General features: G+C 58.6%; 18 protein-coding genes. 11 read left to right on the top strand and 7 right to left on the bottom strand.

The window, feature by feature from the left end:
• Positions 1 to 32 precede the first annotated feature (32 nt).
• The 7 genes from purQ (at position 33) to ACN0TA_RS09955 (ending at position 6739) form a co-directional block, all read left to right on the top strand.
• Positions 33 to 692 carry a phosphoribosylformylglycinamidine synthase subunit PurQ gene (gene purQ / locus ACN0TA_RS09925; protein ID WP_417582365.1) on the top strand — a complete coding sequence of 220 codons (660 nt, stop codon included), beginning with the start codon at positions 33 to 35 and terminating at the stop codon, positions 690 to 692.
• A 59-nt stretch (positions 693 to 751) separates the two neighbouring features.
• Positions 752 to 2962, top strand: coding sequence for a phosphoribosylformylglycinamidine synthase subunit PurL (purL, locus tag ACN0TA_RS09930; protein ID WP_417582367.1), 2211 nt, complete (start codon positions 752 to 754; stop codon positions 2960 to 2962).
• A 44-nt stretch (positions 2963 to 3006) separates the two neighbouring features.
• The gene (locus tag ACN0TA_RS09935) at positions 3007 to 3240 is read left to right on the top strand and encodes a BolA family protein (RefSeq protein WP_417582369.1); all 234 of its coding nucleotides are present in this window, start codon (positions 3007 to 3009) and stop codon (positions 3238 to 3240) included.
• 7 nt (positions 3241 to 3247) lie between these two features.
• The gene (locus tag ACN0TA_RS09940) at positions 3248 to 3562 is read left to right on the top strand and encodes a DUF6665 family protein (protein WP_417582371.1); all 315 of its coding nucleotides are present in this window, start codon (positions 3248 to 3250) and stop codon (positions 3560 to 3562) included.
• 102 nt (positions 3563 to 3664) lie between these two features.
• A complete protein-coding gene (gene grxD, locus ACN0TA_RS09945) occupies positions 3665 to 4000 on the top strand; it encodes a Grx4 family monothiol glutaredoxin (protein WP_417582373.1) in 336 nt (111 codons plus the stop codon).
• Positions 4001 to 4166: 166 nt separating this feature from the next.
• Positions 4167 to 5396, top strand: coding sequence for an MFS transporter (locus tag ACN0TA_RS09950; protein ID WP_417582375.1), 1230 nt, complete (start codon positions 4167 to 4169; stop codon positions 5394 to 5396).
• A gap of 86 nt (positions 5397 to 5482) precedes the next feature.
• Positions 5483 to 6739, top strand: coding sequence for a multidrug effflux MFS transporter (locus ACN0TA_RS09955; protein ID WP_417582377.1), 1257 nt, complete (start codon positions 5483 to 5485; stop codon positions 6737 to 6739).
• Between the two features lie 65 nt (positions 6740 to 6804).
• Here the strand turns inward: ACN0TA_RS09955 and ACN0TA_RS09960 are convergent, their stop codons facing one another.
• Together ACN0TA_RS09960 and ttcA are read right to left on the bottom strand one after the other, a co-directional pair.
• A complete protein-coding gene (locus ACN0TA_RS09960) occupies positions 6805 to 7617 on the bottom strand; it encodes an inositol monophosphatase family protein (RefSeq protein WP_417582379.1) in 813 nt (270 codons plus the stop codon).
• Positions 7614 to 8465, bottom strand: coding sequence for a tRNA 2-thiocytidine(32) synthetase TtcA (gene ttcA / locus ACN0TA_RS09965; protein WP_417582381.1), 852 nt, complete (start codon positions 8463 to 8465; stop codon positions 7614 to 7616). The genes ACN0TA_RS09960 and ttcA overlap by 4 nt, the downstream gene beginning before the upstream one ends.
• Before the next feature lie 405 nt (positions 8466 to 8870).
• Here ttcA and ACN0TA_RS09970 point away from each other — a divergent pair, with 405 nt between their 5' ends.
• On the top strand, positions 8871 to 10247 hold the full coding sequence (locus ACN0TA_RS09970; protein ID WP_417582384.1) for a peptide transporter: 1377 nt from the start codon (positions 8871 to 8873) through the stop codon (positions 10245 to 10247).
• A gap of 109 nt (positions 10248 to 10356) precedes the next feature.
• On the opposite strand, the gene rpsD is transcribed toward ACN0TA_RS09970, so the two are convergent.
• From rpsD to ACN0TA_RS09990, 4 genes are all read right to left on the bottom strand, one after another.
• Positions 10357 to 10974, bottom strand: coding sequence for a 30S ribosomal protein S4 (gene rpsD / locus ACN0TA_RS09975; RefSeq protein WP_417582386.1), 618 nt, complete (start codon positions 10972 to 10974; stop codon positions 10357 to 10359).
• A gap of 203 nt (positions 10975 to 11177) precedes the next feature.
• Positions 11178 to 12119 carry a DMT family transporter gene (locus tag ACN0TA_RS09980; protein ID WP_417582388.1) on the bottom strand — a complete coding sequence of 314 codons (942 nt, stop codon included), beginning with the start codon at positions 12117 to 12119 and terminating at the stop codon, positions 11178 to 11180.
• 66 nt (positions 12120 to 12185) lie between these two features.
• On the bottom strand, positions 12186 to 12983 hold the full coding sequence (locus ACN0TA_RS09985; RefSeq protein ID WP_417582390.1) for an RNA methyltransferase: 798 nt from the start codon (positions 12981 to 12983) through the stop codon (positions 12186 to 12188).
• Complete coding sequence (locus tag ACN0TA_RS09990) at positions 12983 to 13546, bottom strand: GNAT family N-acetyltransferase (RefSeq protein WP_417582392.1); 564 nt, start codon at positions 13544 to 13546, stop codon at positions 12983 to 12985. Before ACN0TA_RS09990 ends, ACN0TA_RS09985 begins: the two co-directional genes overlap by 1 nt.
• A gap of 101 nt (positions 13547 to 13647) precedes the next feature.
• On the opposite strand from ACN0TA_RS09990, the gene ACN0TA_RS09995 reads away from it, so the two are divergent.
• The 3 genes from ACN0TA_RS09995 to ACN0TA_RS10005 are packed head-to-tail and all read left to right on the top strand — an operon-like array spanning position 13648 to position 14813.
• Positions 13648 to 14079, top strand: a complete 432-nt coding sequence (locus ACN0TA_RS09995; protein ID WP_417582394.1) for a GFA family protein — start codon at positions 13648 to 13650, stop codon at positions 14077 to 14079.
• A complete protein-coding gene (locus tag ACN0TA_RS10000) occupies positions 14079 to 14477 on the top strand; it encodes a GFA family protein (protein ID WP_417582396.1) in 399 nt (132 codons plus the stop codon). The genes ACN0TA_RS09995 and ACN0TA_RS10000 overlap by 1 nt, the downstream gene beginning before the upstream one ends.
• Entirely contained in the window at positions 14478 to 14813 is a 336-nt protein-coding gene (locus ACN0TA_RS10005; RefSeq protein WP_417582398.1) for a TfoX/Sxy family protein, read from the top strand. It abuts the gene before it with no gap.
• A gap of 1 nt (position 14814) precedes the next feature.
• Here ACN0TA_RS10005 and fabF read toward each other — a convergent pair whose 3' ends face one another.
• Positions 14815 to 16095, bottom strand: a complete 1281-nt coding sequence (fabF, locus tag ACN0TA_RS10010; protein WP_417582400.1) for a beta-ketoacyl-ACP synthase II — start codon at positions 16093 to 16095, stop codon at positions 14815 to 14817.
• Between the last annotated feature and the right edge of the window lie 46 nt (positions 16096 to 16141).

The following is a 16141-nucleotide window of genomic DNA, read 5'->3' on the forward strand; positions in this document are numbered from 1 at the left end:
GCCCCCAAATTCCAGAAGCGAGACGTAGCGCGATGAAGTCCGCAGTCGTTGTCTTTCCAGGCCTCAACCGCGAACGCGATATGATCGCGGCGCTGACAAAGATCGGGGGCACGCCGCCTGCCGTCGTCTGGCACAAGGATGCCGAGTTGCCCGATGTTGACCTTATCGTCATTCCGGGCGGTTTTTCCTACGGCGATTACCTGCGTTGCGGTGCCATTGCCGCCCGTTCGCCCATGATGGATGTGATCCGTGAGCGCGCCGAGAAGGGCGTGCACGTCCTTGGCGTTTGCAATGGGTTTCAAATTCTCACTGAGGCGGGCCTTCTGCCTGGCGCTCTTATGCGCAACGCTTCGCTCAAATTCGTTTGCCGCGAGGTCAACTTGGAAGTGGCCAACGCAAAAACCCCATTTTCGCGCACGTATCAGCAAGGTCAGGTGTTTAGATGCCCGGTCGCCCATCATGACGGCAATTACTTCGCCGACAATGATACGATCGCAGCGCTTGAGGACAACGCCCAGGTAGTGTTCCGCTACACCAGCGAAACCAATCCAAACGGCTCGATCAACAACATCGCAGGCATTACCAACGCCCGCGGCAATGTTCTCGGAATGATGCCTCACCCGGAAAACCTTATCGAAGCCGCTCATGGCGGCGAGGACGGCAAGGGTATTTTCGCCGGCCTCCTTAACTAGAGCGCCCCTGATCCAGTGGACATGCTCCGCCCCCGGTTCCACATTGACGACTGGCTAAAATGACTCTTCGCAACGACATCGAAATAACCCCCGAACTCGTCGCCAATCACGGTCTCAAGCCCGACGAATACCAGAAGATACTCGACCTGATCGGTCGCGAGCCAACATTTACCGAGCTCGGTATCTTCTCGGCCATGTGGAACGAGCATTGCTCGTACAAGAGTTCGAAAAAATGGCTCAAGACGCTGCCGACCGCTGGTCCGCGCGTGCTGCAAGGGCCGGGCGAAAATGCCGGCGTCGTCGATATCGGCGATGGTCAGGCCGTCGTCTTCAAGATGGAGTCCCACAACCACCCCTCGTTCATCGAGCCCTATCAGGGCGCGGCGACCGGCGTTGGCGGCATCCTGCGCGATGTTTTCACAATGGGCGCACGCCCCATCGCTGCCATGAACGCCCTGCGCTTTGGCGAGCCTGATCACGAAAAGACCAAGCACCTGGTTTCCGGTGTTGTCGCTGGTGTCGGCGGATACGGCAATTCCTTCGGCGTGCCGACGGTGGGTGGCGAAGTCCAGTTCGATGCCCGCTACAATGGCAACATTCTGGTCAACGCCTTTGCAGCCGGCCTTGCCGATGCTGACAAGATCTTTCTTTCCGAAGCCAAGGGCGTCGGGCTGCCCGTCGTCTATCTCGGTGCCAAGACCGGCCGTGACGGCGTCGGCGGTGCCACGATGGCCTCGGCCGAATTTGGCGACGATATCGAAGAAAAGCGTCCCACAGTTCAGGTCGGCGATCCCTTCACCGAAAAGCGCCTGCTCGAAGCCTGTCTCGAGCTCATGAAGACTGGCGCCGTCATTGCCATTCAGGACATGGGCGCCGCGGGGCTGACCTGTTCTGCTGTCGAAATGGGTGCCAAGGGCGATCTGGGTATCGAACTCGATCTCGATGCCGTCCCGGTGCGCGAAGAGCGCATGACGCCCTATGAAATGATGCTTTCGGAATCCCAGGAGCGCATGCTCATGGTGCTGCATCCCGAAAAAGAAGCCGAGGCGCGTGCCGTTTTCGAGAAATGGGAACTCGATTTCGCAACGGTCGGCAAGACCACCGACGATCTGCGCTTCCGTGTGCTGTTCCAGGGCGACGAAGTTGCTAATCTTCCTATCAAGGATCTGGGTGACGAAGCGCCGGAATATGACCGCCCCTGGGTTGTCCCCACATTGCCCGAACCGCTCGATTCCGCGACAGTTCCGGACGCCGATATTGCCGATGCGCTCACTGACCTGCTCGGTTCTGCCAATCATTCGTCGCGCCGTTGGGTTTACGAACAGTACGACACGCTTATTCAAGGCAACTCGCTCCAGACACCCGGCGGAGACGGCGGTGTCGTGCGCGTTGAGGGCCACCCCACCAAAGCGCTGGCCTTTGCCTCGGACGTCAACCCGCGCTATTGCGAAGCAGATCCTTTTGAAGGCGGAAAACAGGCAGTCGCCGAGTGCTGGCGAAATCTGATCGCCACTGGCGCCGAGCCTTTGGCTGCCACCGACAACCTCAATTTCGGCAATCCGGAACGTCCAGAAATTATGGGCCAGATCGTTCATGCCATCAAAGGTATCGGCGAAGCCTGCACCGCGCTCGATTTCCCCATAGTTTCGGGCAATGTCTCGCTCTACAATGAAACCAACGGTCGCGGCATCCTGCCGACCCCGACAATCGCTGGCGTGGGCTTGATCGAAGATCATGCCAAGATGGCACGCTCCGGCTTTGCGCGGGCCAATGACGTGATTGTGCTCATCGGCGCCCCTGAGAACTGGGGCAGTCATCTTGGCCAGACGGCCTATTTACGTGATGTTCTCGGACGGCGTGAAGGCACCGCCCCTTTTGTCGATCTCGACCATGAGAAGAAAGCGGGCCACTTCGTGCTCTCGCTGATCCAGGACGGCAAAGTGCACTCAGCCCACGACCTTTCCGATGGTGGCCTTGCGCTTGCACTGGCTGAATCGGCAATCAAATCGGGCATTGGCGCCGAAGTGTCGGCGCCTGAAAACGCAGGCCTTGCCACCTGGTTTGGCGAAGATCAGGGGCGTTACATTGTGACGACTTCGGCGGATCAGGCCGAAGAGATCGTGGCAGCGGCGCCTGTGTCTGCGGTCATAATTGGATCGACCGGCGGCGACACCTTGAAGCTCGGCGCAACGCGCGCCATATCCATCACAGAGCTTGGCGCCGCTTACGAAGGCTGGTTTCCTGCTTTCATGGGCGCTACAATCAACTAGGTTCAGCCGCGCTTCAACACCCGATAAAAAAGAGAGTGCCTCACATGCCAATGGATGCAGCCGAGATCGAAACTCTGATCAAACAGGCGCTTCCCGATGCACAGATCGACATTCGCGATCTGGCCGGCGATGGCGACCATTATGCAGCCACCGTCACGTCCGAAGAATTTCGTGGCAAGTCCCGCGTGCAGCAGCATCAACTCGTTTATAAGGCCTTGAAAGGCAACATGGGCGGCGAGTTGCACGCACTGGCTCTGACCACAAGCGCGCCTGATTGAGTTTGAAATGAGCTTGCGCGACAGCCTCGATCTCATCAAGGCCGTCAATCCCGAAGGCGGCCATGCCGTTCTCGAGCACGAAATCATGGGTGAACGTGCAGCCTCGCTTGGCGCCGCAGAACAGCGCGTAGCCAAGGCCGTCGCTGCCTACAACACCGGCACGCCGGGCGAGCGAGCCAGGGAACTGGTCGCCGCTCAGAATGCAGTATGGGCCTATTTTGTCCAGCGCGAGCTTTGCGGGTTCAAACGTCATCAGGACGTGATTGCCGCCTTCGCCATTCCCCCTGCCGTACTCAACGGACTCGGGGCGGTACAAAGGTGACATGCGGGCGCTGACCTCGACATGGCCCCCATCATCCCCTATCTATCGGGAAACGCCGATCAACGCCCACCCCCTCCCCAGCGGGCCGAAAGGATATCTTTGATGAGCGACATCAACGCAATTATCGACGAACAGGTTAAGTCAAACGACGTCTTTTTATTCATGAAAGGGACGCCTGATTTCCCCCAGTGCGGGTTTTCGGGCCAGGTCGTCCAGATTCTGAGCTATCTTGGCGTCGACTATAAATCCGCCAACGTCCTCGAAACCGACGAACTGCGTCAGGGCATAAAGGATTATTCCAACTGGCCAACGATCCCTCAGCTCTATGTGAAGGGCGAGTTTGTAGGCGGTTGCGACATTATCCGCGAGATGTTCCAGGCTGGCGAACTGCAAACCCATTTCGAAAACGCCGGCATCCCGGTCAAGCAAACCGCCTGATTGCTTCTACTATCCGATCGCCGAACGGCCCCAAGCAAAGCCTGGGGCCGTTTTTGCGTCTGACACTTTCAAATCAATCATGGTGATGAGACCCATCGCACATTTTGGTTTGTGATGAGCCCGGAAGTCTTTATCGTTTCCTGACGATTAATGTGGAAACTTGACGATGTCCGCTCAGACGTCTCGCCATGCTCTGCCGGTTCCCTTGCCGGTCATCATCGTTGCCGGCTGCTTTATTGCCATGGTCACCTTCGGTGCCCGGTCCACCTCCGGCATTTTCCTTCTGCCCATGACCGAAGATCTCGGCTGGTCGCGTGAAGGCTTTGCCATGGCACTGGCTATTCAAAATCTTGTCTGGGGCATCACGCAGCCCTTCGCTGGCGGCTTTGCCGACAAGTTCGGCACCGGGCGTGTTCTCGCGGGCGGCGCTCTGGTCTATGCGCTCGGCCTCATCCTGTGGTCGATTACGCCCACCGAAGGCATGTTCATGCTGACCGGCGGTGTCCTTATGGGCGTGGGAATCGGCACGGCATCGTTCGGAGTGGTGATGGCAGCCTTTGGTCGTGCTGTACCGCCTGAAAAACGCTCTTTCATTTTCGGCATAGCCACCGCGGCCTCGTCGATGGGCCAGTTCGTTTTCGCCCCGCTCGGCCAGGCTTTTATCTCGAATTTCGGCTGGCAGACGGCGCTGGTGTATCTCGGGCTCATCATCTTGATGGTCGTCCCGCTATCGACAATGCTGCGCGGTCAGACCAACAGCACTCCGGGCGATGCCGATATGCCCTTCATGCAGGCACTCTCGAAGGCTCTGGGCCACGGCTCCTATCGCCTGCTGGTCATCGGTTTTTTCGTGTGCGGCTTCCATTTGGCGTTCATCACTGTTCACTTCCCCGCATTTCTCGTCCAATGCGGTCTGACCCCGGAGGCCAGTTCCTGGGCGCTCGGTCTGATCGGCTTGTTCAACGTCGCAGGTTCTCTTTTGGCCGGATGGTTGGGTGACAGACTGCCCAAGCAGATCATGCTTTCGGTGATCTATCTTCTGCGCGCCGTGGGCACGGCCGCGTTCCTGCTGTTGCCCATCACGGAGATCAGCGCTTACATCTACGCCGCAACACTTGGCATGCTATGGCTGGCCACAGTGCCACTGACCGCCGGATTGGTCAGCCTGTTCTTTGGCCCGCGTTATATGGGCATGCTGTACGGTGTGGCCTTTCTTTCTCACCAGATAGGATCGTTCTTTGGCGTCTGGCTCGGTGGTCTGTCCTATGACATGACCGGCGATTACTACGCTGTTTGGTACCTGGGCATCATTATCGGCCTGCTATCCGCGGCGATCCACATTCCGATCAAGGAAGGCAAGGCGCCGGCCTTCGTCGCACCTCAACCGGTGATTTAGGGTTGCCAAACCCAACCGAGGGGTTCAAACTTTTCTAACAAGGCCGGGCCGACGAGTCCCGGCCTTGCCATTTCCAGGGTATCCCCATGACGACGACAACGACTGCAACCCGGGAAGTCTCCCGGCCAGAATTCATCGCTCTTATCGCAGGGCTTATGGCGCTCAATGCGTTGGCCATCGACGTGATGCTGCCTGCCCTGCCCTATATGGGCGAAGCGCTGGGCGTCATGAACGAGAACGATCGCCATTATGTGCTGACAGCCTATATGCTCGGCTTCGGTATTGCTCAATTGGCTTTCGGCCCGCTTTCCGACAGATTCGGCCGACGCGCCCCTTTGTTTGCCGGTCTCGCCGTTTACGTCATCGCTGCGTTTGCTGCAGTGTTCTCGCCAAATTTCGCAACGCTGCTGGTCTTGCGCTTCGTTCAGGGCATGGGCGCTGCGGGCACCCGCGTTATCGCCACATCGGTAGTGAGAGACCGCTTCGGCGGTCGCGCCATGGCCGAAGTGATGTCGCTGGTCTTCATGGTCTTCATGATCATTCCTGTCATCGCGCCGGCCATTGGCCAGGTCATCTTGCTTACCGGCCCATGGGAGTACATTTTCCTCTTCATGGCGGGTCTGGGCCTGGTCATCTCGATCTGGACTTTCTCGCGACTGCCCGAGACGCTGGCACCCGAACATCGCCGCCCTCTGCGCCCCAAGGTGGTAATCGAGGGCTTCCGCATCGTTTTGTCCAACCGCATGGCCATCATGTATGGGCTGGCAGGCACGTTCATTTTCGGTGCCCTGTTCGGGTTCATCAACACGTCCCAGCAGATCTATGTCGGGGTATATGACCTGGGGGCGCTGTTCCCTCTGGCCTTCGCCTTCCAGGCGTCGTTGATGTCGGTCTCGTCTTACACCAATTCGCGCATGGTACGCCGTATCGGCATGCGCCGTCTCAGCCACGGCGCTATCCTGGTGTTCACAGGAATGAGCGCGATATGGCTCATCCTTTCGCTCACCGTGCCCATGCCGCTCTGGCTGTTCATGACACTGCTGTGCATCATCATGTTCATGTTCGGCTGGACAGCATCGAACATGAACTCGCTCTCGATGGAACCGCTCGGCGCCGTCGCCGGCACCGCGTCGTCCGTTTTCGGATTCATCCAGACAGTTGGTGGTGCTATCCTTGGCACCATCACCGGCAGCTTCTTTAATGGGACTGTGACCCCGATTGCCGCCGGCTATTTCGTTATGGGCCTTATGGCCATCGGGTGTGTGCTCATCGCCGAAAAGGGCAAGCTTTTTGGTGTCGGCGAAGAATACAAAGACGAGCCAGTGGGCGTTGAGGCGCACTGAGTAGCCCCTGAATTGATCGGGGTGGCGCCCACAGCGGCACCCCGACTGCAATTTACGCCGCCCCCCTACAGAGTGAACACTTCGCGACGAAGCTCGTCCCAGCTGTCTTTGCTGCCAGCAACCAGCAACCCGCCCTCCATATGGGCGGGCCTGTAAGCCGTCCCATCGAAATGAGCGACATGGGCGCCAGCTTCAATCATCATCAGCGACCCCGCCGCGTGATCCCAGGGTGTCAGCTTGTTGTACATCATGAAATTGAGGTTGCCCCCCGCACCAAGCCGGTATTCATGGCCCGCGCAGCGATAAGCCCCAAGCGTGTGAATTTTTGCAAGGTTGCCCAAAATCTCCGCCCGCTTGTCCACCGCCAAATATGAGGCCGAAGCGGTGCCCGCCATTTGGTCCAGCGGCACGGGATCGGCAAATTTCTGCCGCAGCATGCGTCCGTCGGGAAACACCTGAAAACAACCGCACCCGCGCTCGGTCATCACCCAATCATCGCCCAGCGGGTCATAGATCACACCGGCGACCACTTCGCCCTTTTGCACTACAGCCGCCATAACGGCGAACAACGGCAACCCGGCAGCGAAATTCCACGTTCCGTCGACAGGATCGACATAAACCACTGTCTGGTTCTCGAAATGTGTGTCGAGCAGCTTGGGATCGGCAGCGACTGCCTCTTCGCCGATCACGACCGTCTGGGGCGATGCCGCCTTGATCGCCTCGGTAATGTACCGTTCCGACGCCTCGTCGGCTTCAGTGACCAGATCATGCGCGTGCGATTTGGTACGCACCGTGCCCTCATCGAGCCTGCGGAACCGCGGCATGATTTCCTTGGCCGCAGCCTCACGCAGGATTGCCGTCAGGCGCTCGATATTCATTGTGTCCCCTTGGCCGCCAATGCGGCGAAATCGAAAAGTTTCGGGTCCAGCATATGGCTGGGATTGATATTTCCAAGCGCCCGGATCATCACATCCTTGCGCCCCGGCATCTTTCGCTCGAAATCATCGAGCATTGCTTTCATCGCATTGCGCTGGAGCCCATCCTGAGAACCGCACAAATCGCAAGGAATAATCGGAAATTCGAGCGCCTCGGCAAACCGGGCCAAATCGGACTCGGCGCAAAAGGCCAGCGGACGTAGCACTTCGACGTCGCCATCGTCGTTAAGCAGCTTCGGCGGCATGGCAGCGAGTTTGCCGCCATGGAAGAAATTCATGAAGAACGTCTCGAGGATATCTTCGCGATGATGCCCAAGAACAAGCGCCGAGCACCCCTCCTCGCGCGCAACGCGATAAAGATGCCCACGCCGCAACCGCGAACACAATGAGCAATAGGTCGCCCCCTGTGGCAGCTTATCGGTGACAATCGAATACGTGTCCTGATACTCGATCCGATGTGCAATATTGTTGCGCTCCAGGAACTCAGGCAGAATATGCTTGGGAAAATTCGGCTGCCCCTGATCGAGATTGCATGCCAGAAGCTCGACAGGCAGCAAACCCCGCCATTTCAGATCCAGCAGCACCGCAAGCAACCCATAGCTGTCCTTGCCGCCAGACAGAGCGACCAGCCATTTGGTGCCCGGCCGCACCATTCCATAGGTATCGAGCGTCTCGCGAACCTGCCGGATAAGCCGCTTGCGCAGCTTGTTGAATTCAACGCCGGCCGGCGCGTCCCGAAAAAGCGCTGGGCAGGATTCATCGATGTCCGCAATCGGTTCGGCAGTATTCATTCTGGTTCCTTTTTGCGCGGTCACGACAACAGAACGCAATGCCTGCGTTTGATACATGCCGCCAGCGCAAGGGAAAAGGGGGAGCGGCCCATTTGGTCGACAGGCCGGGCGAATCCCGCAAATGCGGCTCACCCGGCCCGGTGACGCAGAACAAGGCTGCTTTCGACCCGTTCAAACCGAACCTGTCAGGAACCATCTGCGATCCGGCTTGATCCCTCATACAGGCTCGGCCTTGCGCTTGCCTCAACGCGCTGATGCGCATTCGCGTCAAAAACCGGTCAATTGCCGTCGATCAGCCCACTTCCTGCCCGCTCATGCTCTTGCATGTGCCAAATTCCCGGACTTAGATCATGGTTCGCGGCCTGCAGAGGAATGGCATGGTCGCCGTCCCATGTGGAGCGCCTTATGTTTCGATCCTTTTTTCCGGTGCCAAAGCTCTTTTTCTCATCCCTGCTGGGTATGATGCTTCTGGCCATCGTCGCCTGGTCCACACTGGGCCCGACACTGCAACCCTATGTCAGTATCGACCGATTTATTCTGCCACCGCCTTGCGCACCGACCGAGACAGTGACCCCGCCCGGCGTGGCCGATACCGCTCAGGCCGTACCTGGCGCCGAACTGACAGACCCCGATCTCCCCGACTCATCGGTGACCCAGTCGGACGCCCCCTCGGCCACTCAAGCCCGTTGCCTTCCGGAAGGCTCATTCCTCACTGGAGAGCGTATTTGGTTCTACCAATATCTGCTCATTCTCGCCTTGGCCTTCTGTGTGTTCTGGTACAATTACAAGCGCAACGAATGGTATTGGTGGTCAGTGGTCAGCACTGTGGCCATCATGCTGCTGGTCTACTTCAACGTTCAGGTCGATGCGTTTATCAACAACTGGCAAGGCCGGTTCTTCAACACGATGCAATTGGCCCTCACCGAGCCTGGGTCCGTCACACCTGAAGAATTTTATGGGCAGATCGGCGAAGCGTTCATTGTCCTGATGCCGCGCATCGTCGTGGCAGTCATCGTCGCCTTCTACTCAGCCCATTATGTCTTTCGCTGGCGCAAGGCGATGAACTCTTACTACATGGCCTGGTGGCCCTCGATCCGCACAACGGAAGGCGCAGCGCAGCGCGTTCAGGAAGATACTATGCGATTCGCCTCGATCACCGAGGATTTGGGCGTGGCGTTCCTGGATTCGCTGATTACACTCGTCGTGTTCATCCCTCTTCTGTGGACGCTATCCCAGAACGTGACGTCTCTGCCCCTGATCGGCGACGTTCCGGGCAGTCTTGTCTGGGTGGCATTGTTGTCGGCCGCATTCGGCACAGTGCTATTGGCAATTGTCGGCGTTAAGCTACCGGGCCTCAACTTCGAGAATCAGAAGGTCGAAGCCGCTTACCGCAAGGAGCTGGTGTATGGCGAAGACCACGAAGAATATGCCCAGCCGGCAACATGGCGGGAGCTGTTTGCCAATGTGCAGAAGAACTACTTCCGCCTTTATTGGCATTACACCTACTTCAATCTCGCCCGTTACGGCTATCTCAACCTAGCAGGGTATATCCCGCTGCTTGCCCTATCGCCGTCCATTCTTGCAGGTGCGCTGACGCTGGGGTTGTATCAGCAGGTGCAGCAAGCTTTCGGTCAGGTAGCATCTTCATTCCAGTTTCTTGCGCGCGCCTGGTCCACGGTCATCGAACTGCTCTCTGTCCACAAGCGCCTTATGCACTTTGAAAGTCACATCCCGCGCGATCAGGAGCCGATCAAGGAATCGGTGAGTCAGTATGCCGATTAGAGCGCGCTGGCCCGAACCAGTCCCCTTCCCGGGGCGCAGATTACACAACGATCAAACAAAAAGGGCCGCCCAGTTGGGCGGCCCTTCGATTTGAAACTTTTGACTTCGCTTAGCGCGAATAGAATTCGACGACCAGGTTCGGTTCCATCTGGACCGGATAGGGCACATCGCCCAGGGTCGGAACGCGCACGAAGGTTGCGGTCATCTTGGAGTGATCGGCATCGACATAGTCCGGCACGTCGCGCTCAGCGAGCTGGACGGCTTCCAGGACGATGGTGAGCTGCTTGGAGCGCTCGCGGATCGAGATCACGTCGCCCGGCTGCACATTGTAGCTCGGGATGTTGACGCGCTTGCCATTGACCTGAACGTGGCCATGGTTGACGAACTGACGGGCAGCAAACACTGTCGGCACGAACTTGGCGCGATAAACGATGGCGTCCAGGCGGCTTTCGAGAATGCCGATCAGGTTTTCACCGGTATCACCGCGACGACGGGCAGCTTCAGCGTAAACGCGCTTAAAGGCCTTTTCGGTGATCGAGCCATAATAGCCCTTCAGCTTCTGCTTTGCGCGCAGCTGAATACCAAAATCCGAAAGCTTGCTCTTGCGGCGCTGGCCGTGCTGACCTGGGCCATAGGCACGGGAATTGAGCGGGGACTTCGGGCGACCCCAGATATTTTCGCCAAGACGGCGGTCGATCTTGTGCTTCTGCGAATGACGTTTTGACATCGCATGTCCTTTCAAAAAACAACAAAAGACAGCGCCCCTCCTCTGCCCCGCTCTAAAGAACAGGGCCGACAGACCGTGCGAAAAACGTGATTTCAGGCCCGACTTGAAAGTCGAACCCGAAGCACAAACCGACGGTCCCGGGTGCTTCCCGATGGACAAAGCCAATCAGGATGGGCGGTTTCTATGGGGCAAAGCACGCAAAGTCAAGCGCCGTGAGGGCCCGAGCCAGTGACCGCCGCCTGCCCCGCGCTGCGCTCGCGGTGAAAGACGTAAAGTCCGGACGCCAGAATGATCCCTGCACCAACCCAGGTCCAGAAATCCGGGAAATCGCCAAAGACGACATATCCGAGAATCGTCGCGCCAATAATCTCAAGATACTGGAACGGCGCCAGCGTGCTGGCCGACGTCCTGCGGAACGCTTCGGAAAACAGAAAGAATGTGAAGCCTGAGAACATACCCATGAAAACAAGCAGCGCCCAAGGGCCGGACCAATCAATGCCCTGTGCGCTCACAAGATCGAAACCGCCAAACACCAACAGCCCGAAGCCCAGGATCGCCATGCCGACCATGGAAAACCAGAACTGCATCGAAAGCCCATCCATCTCACGCGAGAGCTTGCGAATGACTATGGCATTGAGCGCAAAGCCCGACGCCGCGACCAGCGGCAACAGCGACGCCCATCCAAACACGTCCCAACTCGGCCGAATGACAATCAACGCGCCAACCAATCCCACAGCCACAGCAACATAGCGCCGCCAGCCGGTTTTCTCGCCCAACAGCCAGGCCGACAGCAAAGTCAGGATCAACGGTTCAACAAAAAAGATGGCGATTGCCGTCGCAATGGGCATCGTGACGAAAGCAGCGATCAGTGAGGACAACACCACGGCGATCGTCGCGCCGCCCAGTAGCAACAGCGGCCAGGGTCCACGCGCAATCCGACGCCGCAACAAGATAATGGCCAAGCCGAGCATAAGCATCTGAAACAGGAAGCGCCAGAATGCGATCTCAAATGGGTTCAAGATGCTCGTCAGGCTCTTGGACATGGCATCGCTGATCGGCACCAGCAGCACCGCGGCGATCATGAACGGCATGCCGCCGGTCGAATCTGCCAATTGGGCCGGAGCCTGCGGTTTTGTGGTTGTCATGATGATGCGCCAGGAACTATGCAAAAGCGATACCCTAGGCCGGGGTCCTGAACGCTGCAACCTTTGCTAGTCGCTACCGTCCTTCTCGCGCTGCAGATTGGGGCGCTCGTGCCGACGGTCGAGTGCAGCAACGATGCCGCGCAACGTCCGCACCTCCTGCGCGTTGAACCCGCCGCGGGCAAACATGGCGCGAATATTGTTCATCATTCCGGGGCGCTTGGCCGCCGTTTTAAAGAAGCCGGCCCGGTCCAGCGCCTCTCCCAATTGTTCGGTCATCGCCTCCAATTGCCCCCGCGGTGCCGGCTCGCCTTCGTCAGTCGCAAATGGCAAAGGCTCGTCTTTGAGCGCGGCGCGGCGCCACTCATAGGCCAAAACCAGCACCGCCTGCGCGATATTCAGCGACGCAAAAGCCGGCTCAACCGGCAGCGTTACGATAGCATCGGCAAGTGCGACCTCGTCATTGTTGAGCCCCCAGCGTTCGCGCCCAAACAGAATTCCGGCCTTCTGCCCGCCACCGATATGGGCCGAAAGCCGATCTGCCGCGGCATCGGGCCCGATCACTGGCTTGAACATTTCGCGGTTACGCGCCGTTGTGGCAAGCACCAGATTGAGGTCGGCCATCGCCTCGGCCAAGGTCTTAAACACCTGCACCCTCTCGATTACCGGCAGCGCCTTAGCAGCGGACGCAGTCGCTTTTTCGTTCGGCCATCCGTCGCGCGGATTGACCAATCGCAAATCCCAAAGCCCGAAATTGGCCATGGCGCGCGCCGCGCCGCCGATATTCTCGCCAAGCTGCGGCTCGACGAGGATGATCGCCGGCGTTGGCCGCAATGCAAATTCCTTGCTGCTGTCGGTCCCTGCCATCACTGGTTCTCCAGGCTGCTGCGCCATTCATCTTCGCAAATGGCGTAGACCATTTCATCGCCCCATTCGCCCTTGATGATTGCGTGATCGCGGAAATGAGCCTCCCGCCGCATGCCCAGTTTTTCCATCACCCGCCAGGACGCCGTGTTTCGGCCATCGCATCGTGCTGAAATCCGATGCATGCCCGCCACCTCGAAGCCAACGCCGAGCATGGCTCGCGCCGCCTCGGTCGCAAAACCCCGACCATGAAACCGTGGGTCGATCAGATACCCGATTTCGCCCTGCCGGGCCTCCCGATCGCCATACATCAGCATGCAATCGCCCACGATTTCACCGCTGGACTTGTCCACAACGACATACTGAACGCCTTCGCTGGCCTCTCCCTCGCCATTCATCGCTATCCAGCGCGAAATCAGTTCCTCGACGCGCTGACGCGTCCGCGGCTGCCAGGACACATACTGCGCCACATCCTCGCGTCCCTGATAGGCAGCAATCGCCTTCGCGTCCTCGGGGACCACGGCCCGAAGGATCACACGGTCAGTCTCAATGGGAAAAAACGACATTCATGCCTCTGCGAAAATTCCGTCCGACGCACTAAGCCCTTGCCAGCCCGAACACAAGTTTTCCTCTGGCACAATCGGCGAGCCCGTGCCAGCTTGACGCTATGCGCAAACACGTCGTTACAGAAACCCTATCCTGCGCCTGCGGATCTGTCGCACTCACCGTCGACGGCCCCGTTCTATCGATGCTTATCTGTTCGTGCCGCGATTGCCGCAAGGCCACAGGTACGGGCCATTCTGCGGTTGCGCTTATGCCAGGCGTTGCAGTCGCCATCTCGGGCGACACCCAATCTCACACCCGCCTTGCCGAGTCGGGCTCGGAGATCGCCCGCCATTTCTGCCCGCGATGCGGAACGCCGCTTTTTGCAAGAACAGCGCGCGCGCCCGATCTCTTGCTGCTGCCTGTAGGTCTGTTTGACGAGCCCGATTGGTTCTCCCCAAACCAGGCGATATTTTCGCGCTCCCATCTCGATTGGGACGCTCTGGATCCGACGCTGCCCCAATACGATACCTATCGCGATAATGGAGGTTTCTAATGTTTGCCACAGGTCACTGCCTATGCGGCGCCATCAGCTTCACCGCCAAGGCACCCCCCATCCGCATGGCGCAATGCCATTGCGAGGACTGCCGCCGCATGACGGGTACTGGCCATCACGTCCAGGCATTTTTCAAATCCGAAGACCTCGCAATCAATGGCCAGCCCGCAGTGTTCGAGAACGTGGCCGATAGCGGCAGTGAACGTCGCCGTTCGTTTTGCGCAGCGTGCGGTTCTACCCTTTTCTCTGAGCGCAATACGGCGCCCGGCGTCATGGGTATCGCCGCCGGTGCCTTCGACAATTCGGACTGGTTTACGCCGGGTGTAGTGCTCTACGCCAGCCAGCGTCCCCAGTGGGATCCTGAGCTTCCTGGCATCCAGGCAAACGAAAAAATGTAGATGGACCACGCAGCAGAAGCGCTTTCCGACCGCATTCGCGACCGCCTTGCCCCCATACAGGGGATCACCGAGCAAAAAATGTTCGGTGGTCGCTGCTTCATGCTAGACGGCAATATGGTTTGCGGCATCTTGAAAGGTGGCGGACTGCTCGCCCGCGTCGGCAAGGACGGCTATGATGCCGCCCTCACCATGCCGGGTTGCCAGCCGATGACAATGGGCGCCAAAACCATGTCAGGCTTTGTTGAAGTGGATGGCGATGTGCTTGACGACAACACCGGCCTTGCCCATTGGGTCGACCGCTGCCTCGCCTTCGCTGCAAGCTTACCCGCAAAGTGATTTATAACCGGCCGAACACCAGCGCCGCATTGACCCCACCAAACCCGAACGAGTTCGAGAGCACATAATCGACAGATCGAGCGATCGGTGTGTGGGGCACCAATTCAAATTCCTGGCCCTCCGGCATCGGATCCTCGAGATTGATCGTTGCCGGCAATGTGCCCTCAGTGATCGCCAGAACCGAGAACATCGCCTCGATGGCTCCAGCAGCGCCAAGAAGATGTCCAGTGGCAGATTTTGTCGACGATATGGCCAGGGTCTTGCCACGCGCCCCGAACACCGCGGTGATACCTGCCAGCTCTGCCGCATCCCCCACCGGCGTGGCTGTCGCATGCGCGTTGATGTAACCAACGGCGTCGGGCGATATATCCGCCATTGCCAAAGCCTTGCGCATGGCGATCTGGGCACCGGCACCATCGGGTGACCCTGCGGTCAGGTGGTAGGCATCAGCCGATGTGCCATATCCGGCTACAACAGCCAGCGGCACCGCCCCGCGTGCCTTTGCATGGCTGAGCTTTTCGATAACCAGCACCGCAGCGCCTTCGGCAAGCACGAACCCCGAATGCCCGGAATCGAAGGGGCGGGACGCCTTGTGGGGCTCATCATTATACGCTGAGGTAAGCGCCCTTGATGCGCCAAATCCTCCAACCGAAATTGGGTCGACCGAACCTTCCGCACCGCCGACTACCGCCACTTCAGCCTCACCGGTCAGGATCAAGCGCATCCCATCGCCGATGGCCTGTGCCGATGCTGCACATGCCGTCACCGGCGTGCCGATCGGGCCGCGAAAGCCATGAACTATGGAAATCCAACCGGCAGCCATATTGGCAAGAAACGAGGGCACTGTGAAAGGCGACAGGCGACGCGGCCCCTTTTCGGCAATCGTGCGCGCCGCCTGCGCCATGACAGGTTCTCCTCCCACCCCTGATGCGATAATCGTCGCCGTGGCAAGCCGTCCCTCATCGTCTTTCGGATGCCATCCCGCCTGATCAAGCGCCTGCGCAGCAGCGGCCAACCCATACTGAATGAACAAATCCATCTTCTTGATGTCTTTGGGTTCAATCCACTCGGTTGCATCAAAACCCTCGGAATCGCTATCCTTGTCAGGCACGAGTCCGGCGATATGCGAAGCAAAGCCAGTGGTGTCGAACCGCGTATTGCGCACCACGCCACTTTGGCCCGCCATCAAGCGCGCCCAATTGGTCTTGCTTCCAACGCCCAGCGGGGAAACCGCCCCCATTCCAGTGATGACGATAGGATCGTTGGGTTCGGGCCTGAGCATTATGAATTTTCCTTGTGTATATACACGCTAACGTGTGAATAAGAAA

The sequence above is a fragment of the Pelagibacterium sp. genome, assembly GCF_048264985.1.
Taxonomy (GTDB): Bacteria; Pseudomonadota; Alphaproteobacteria; order Rhizobiales; family Devosiaceae; genus Pelagibacterium.